The organism is Streptomyces calidiresistens (assembly GCF_014141525.1).
GTDB lineage: Bacteria > Actinomycetota > Actinomycetes > Streptomycetales > Streptomycetaceae > Streptomyces > Streptomyces calidiresistens.
The window spans coordinates 1-4656 of sequence record NZ_VKHS01000438.1 but is presented as its reverse complement, the minus strand read 5'-3'; the positions used below and the strand labels follow the sequence as shown (position 1 = coordinate 4656).

Below are 4656 nucleotides of genomic sequence, written 5' to 3'. Positions count from 1 at the left end.
GCCCCCGCCCGCCGGCGCGCCCTGACGGCAGCCGCCGCCGTCGTGATCACCGCTCTGATCTGGGTGATCGCCGGCCCCGTGTTCGGCGTCGACATCCGGGTACCGGATGGCCCGGGTTCCACCACCACGAGTGAACTGCCCCTGCTCAACGTGGTGATCTCGGTGGCCGTGCTCTCCCTCGCCGGCTGGGGCCTGCTGGCCCTGTTGGAACGCCTCACCCCGGCCCGGGCCCGTGCCCTGTGGATCGGCATCGCCTCGGCGGTGGTCCTCGTATCGCTCCTCGGCCCCCTCTTCGGCGAGGGCCTGTCGGCGGGCAACCGCCTCACCCTGATCTGCCTGCACCTGGCGGTCGGCGCCGTCCTCATCCCCGGTTACACCCGCGGGGCCGTCCGGTCCTGACCACCGATCCGGGGGCCGGTCCAGCGCATCTCCACGGCCCTTCGAGCCGTCCGGGAGACCGTTTCGCCACAGGAACGGTGTCCGGGCGTCGCCCCGGGCACGGACCCGGAAGGAGTCTCCCCATGTGCGGCATCGCAGGCTGGGCCGGCCCCGGCACCCCGCTCCCGGAAACACCCGACACCGCCGAGGCCATGCTCCGTGTCATGGCCTGCCGCGGACCGGACGGGCAGGGCGTGTGGCGGGGCCCGCACGCCACCCTGGTCCACACCCGGATGGCGGTCATCGACCTCGCGGGGGGCGCCCAGCCCATGACCGCCGAGGAGAACGGCGAGGAGATCGCCGTTCTCACCTACTGCGGCGAGATCTACAACTTTCGGGAGCTGCGCACGGAACTGACCGGACGGGGCCACCGCTTCCGCACCAGGAGCGACACCGAGGTGGTACTGCGGTCATACCTGGAGTGGGGTGAGGCCTGCGTGGAGCGGTTGGAGGGCATGTTCGCCTTCGCCGTCTGGGAGCCCCGCGAACGCCGGCTCTTCCTCGCCCGGGACCGGTTCGGGATCAAACCCCTCTACTACGCGGTGATCGACGGGGGCATCGTCTTCGGCTCCGAGCCCAAGGCCCTGCTCGCGCACCCGGGGGTCCGCCCGGTGGTGGACCTGGACGGTCTGCGGGTGCTCTTCTCGATGGCCCGCGCTCCCGGCGAGACGGTGTACCGACAGATCCGCGAGCTGCCCCCCGCCCACACCCTGACCATGCGCCCCGGGGGACACTCCTCGCGCCGATGGTTCGCCCTCGAGGCGACACCGCACACCGACACCCTGGAACAGACCGTCGGGACGGTGCGGGAACTGCTGGAGGACAGCGTCTCCCGGGAACTCTCCTCGGACGTGCCGCTGAGCGTGATGCTCTCCGGAGGGCTCGACTCGAGCAGTGTCGCCGCCCTCGCGGCCCGGGCCCTCGCCCACCGGGGCGAGGGCCCCGTCCGCACCTCCACGGTCACCTACACGGGGTACAGCGACAACTTCCAGCCCGACCTGGTGCGCAGTGCCCCGGACTCCCCATACGCCCGGGCCGTCGCCGAGCACACCGGCGCCGAGCACCGGGAGATCGAACTGACCACGACCGATCTGACCGACCCGGAGGCCCGCCGCACCGTACTGCGGGCCCAGGACATCCCCGCCCCCTTCGGGGACATGGACACCTCCACCTACCAGGCCTTCGCGGGAGTGCGTCGACACTCCAGGGTCGCCCTCACCGGGGAGAGCGCCGACGAGATCTTCGGCGGCTACAGCTGGGTGCACATCCCGGACCTGGCCGAGGAGGAACAGTTCCCGTGGGTGGCCTTCGAGCAGTGGCATCCCGGTACCCGCGCCGGGCTGGGCCGCGGGTTGCTCTCCCCGGAGTTCGAGAACCGGCTGGACATGCCCGGTTACTACGCCGACCGTTACGCACAGGCGATGGCCGGGATACCCCGGCTCGCCGGGGAGTCCCCCGGGGAGCGCCGGGCACGGGAGATCTGCCACCTTCACCTCACCCATTGGTTGCCCCGGCTGCTGGAACGCAACGATCGGCTCAGCATGGTCTCCGGCCTGGAGGTCCGGGTCCCGTTCTGTGACCACCGCTTGGTGCAGTACGCCTACAACATCCCCGCGGAGATGAAGACGTTCGACGGGCGGGAGAAGAGTCTGCTGCGGGCAGCCGTCCGGGACCTGCTGCCGGAGGAGGTGCTGGACCGCCCCAAGGCCCCCTTCCCGGTGAGTCAGGACCCCACCTACGCGAAGACCCTGCACCAGGAGTTCCAGGAGGTGTTGGAGGATCCCCACTCCCCCGTCCTCCCCCTCCTCGACACCGGGGCGAGTCGGGACTTCCTGGCGGAGTTGAGGGAGGGGGACCGACAGGACTGGTTGCACCGGATGAACGTCGAGATGGCGCTGCAGGTGAACACCTGGCTGCGGGAACACGGGGTGACCCTGGAGGTGTGAGGTCCTCCCCCCTGCCTCCGGGGTCCCTCTCCCTCCGTGGCCCCTCCCCGACGGGGAGGGGCCACGCGGAGCCCGTTCTCAGACCCGCGCGGCCACCGGATCCCGCGAGGAGCGGAACACCATGCGCACCAGAGGGGGTACGCGGTACTGGAAGAACCACGAGGTGGTGGGATCCGTCGAGATGTCCGCGTCGACCAGGAAACACTCGACGAGTTCCTCGAGCAGTTCCCCGGCCTCCTCGATACCCGTCTCCAGCAGGACGGCCGCCTGTTCCACGGTGACGAAGCCGTCCTCCCCGGCCAGCCGGGCCAGGACATCCCGCAGGCGGGGGTGCAGGGCGGAACAACAACGGGCCACGCAGCGCCAGGGTTGGTGACGACGGACCACCGCCGGTTCGGAACACATCCGGCTCATCCAGTCGATGAGTTGCCGCATGGTCCAGTGGGGTCGCAGGGCCAGCAGCGCACCGGCTCCCAGCAACGGCCCGGGAAGGCCGCCGCACAGATCGAGCAGTTCCCTCAGACCGATCGGGTCGGTGTGCAGGCGCTCACGTCCCAATGCCTGACGGATCAACTCCAGCGCCTGACGCGTTCCGAGGGGACGCAGCTCCATACGGGCGGTGAAGCGGGTGTCGTGCAACCTGTGGTGGCCGGTCACCAGGAGCGCGGAACCCGCCTCGGCGGGCAACAGATCGGTGATCTGCCGGGCCGTCGTCACCTCGTCGACCACGATCAGCACCCGGCGCCCCGCCGTCCAGGAACGGAACAGCCGGGCCCGCTCGGCCCGCTCGGCGGGCAGCCCGGAGGGCCGGAACCCCGCCGCGCCGAGCAGAGAGGCCAGGACGTCGTCCACGCCGAGGGGGTCGTCCGGATCGCCGAAGGATACGTGGAACCGACCATCCGGGAAGGCGGTGCGCAGCCGGTGGGCCACGTGGACGCCGAAGGCGGTGACGCCGACCCCGGGTGGCCCGACGACGGCGACACAGCGCGGCCCTCCGGACTCCTCCCCGAAACCTCCTTCCGGTTCCTCGGTGAGCAAACCGACCGCCAGGTCGACCTCGTCGCTCCGTCCGATCAAGGGAACATCCGGCGGGAGAACCGACGCCGGAGGGGTGGCGGCCTCGGGGGCCCGGGGTCTCCGGGGCGCGGGAACGCCCCTCCGGGAACCCGGGGAACCCGTCGGACGCGGCGGGTCGAGCGCTCGGTCCCCGGCCAGAACCTGCTGGTGCAACCGCTGGATGTCCGCGCCCGGCTCGATGCCCAGTTCATCCGCGAGGACCCGGCGCAGCCGTTGAAAGACCTCCAACGCCTCGGAGCGGCGTCCGGCGCGGTGGAGTGCCAGCATGAGCTTGGCGTGAAGTCCTTCCCGCGTGGGGTGATCCGCGGCCAGCGCGGAGAGTTCGCTGGTCAATCGATGATGCCTGCCCAGGACCAGATCCGCGTCGATTCGCTCCTCCAGCACCTCGTACCGCTTCTCCGTGAGCCGCAGGATGTCGATGCCGACGACCGGGCCCATGGAGAGGTCGGCGAGGACGGGACCGCGCCAGACCGCCAGGGCCCGGTGAAGCGCCTCGGCCCCCTCCGTGATCGCCCCTTCCTCCATGGCCCTCCGGGCCCGGATCACGAGCTCGTCGAACTCCTTGACGTCCGTGCAGGAGGAGGGCAGGGAGAGCCGGTAGCCGCCGGGGGTGGTCAGCAGGGCCGGAACGTCCCGACCGGGGCCCACCGGGGACTGGTGACCCAAACCGGGCAGTTTGCGCAATTGGTAGATGTAGGTCTGCAGCGTGGTGGCGGCACTGGTCGGTGGACGCTCCTCCCACAACTCCTCGACGAGCTGGTGGTGCGGAACGGTGTCGTTGGCCCGCAACGCCAGCAGGGCGAGCACCTGACGCACCTTGGGAGCGGATGGCGTGACCTGCACGCCGTTGTGAAGGACTTGCAGGGGTCCGAGCAACCCGATTCGCAGCACTAGCCCTCCCATTGTCATGGAGCCACTTGCACGGCCTGATGCGTCCGCCAGCGTGGGTACGCCTGCTTGAAGCTCGCTTGAGATGCGCTCGACGGACTGGGGATCGGAGACGGTCCAACGAAGAGCTAAACTACATGACACAAGCACATGATTGCTACACATAGCTGCTGTGATTATTCATATGATCGCGATATGCTCCACAGGAGGATCCGATGCCACCGGAGCCCGAAAAGGACATCGAGTCATGACCGGAACAGGACCCGACACCACGCCGGAGCGCTCCACCGAAGCCCCACCACCCCTC

Annotated in this window: 3 protein-coding genes; 2 read left to right on the top strand and 1 reads right to left on the bottom strand. The window is 70.0% G+C overall.

What is annotated here, in order from left to right; genetic code table 11:
* A partial coding sequence (locus tag FOE67_RS17100; protein WP_228473973.1) for a DUF6069 family protein occupies positions 1-399 on the top strand: 399 nt, incomplete at its 5' end.
* A gap of 122 nt (positions 400-521) precedes the next feature.
* The gene (gene asnB, locus FOE67_RS17095) at positions 522-2384 is read left to right on the top strand and encodes an asparagine synthase (glutamine-hydrolyzing) (protein WP_182665235.1); all 1863 of its coding nucleotides are present in this window, start codon (positions 522-524) and stop codon (positions 2382-2384) included.
* Positions 2385-2462: 78 nt separating this feature from the next.
* Here asnB and FOE67_RS17090 read toward each other — a convergent pair whose 3' ends face one another.
* Entirely contained in the window at positions 2463-4304 is a 1842-nt protein-coding gene (locus FOE67_RS17090; protein WP_182665233.1) for an AfsR/SARP family transcriptional regulator, read from the bottom strand.
* Positions 4305-4656 lie beyond the last annotated feature (352 nt).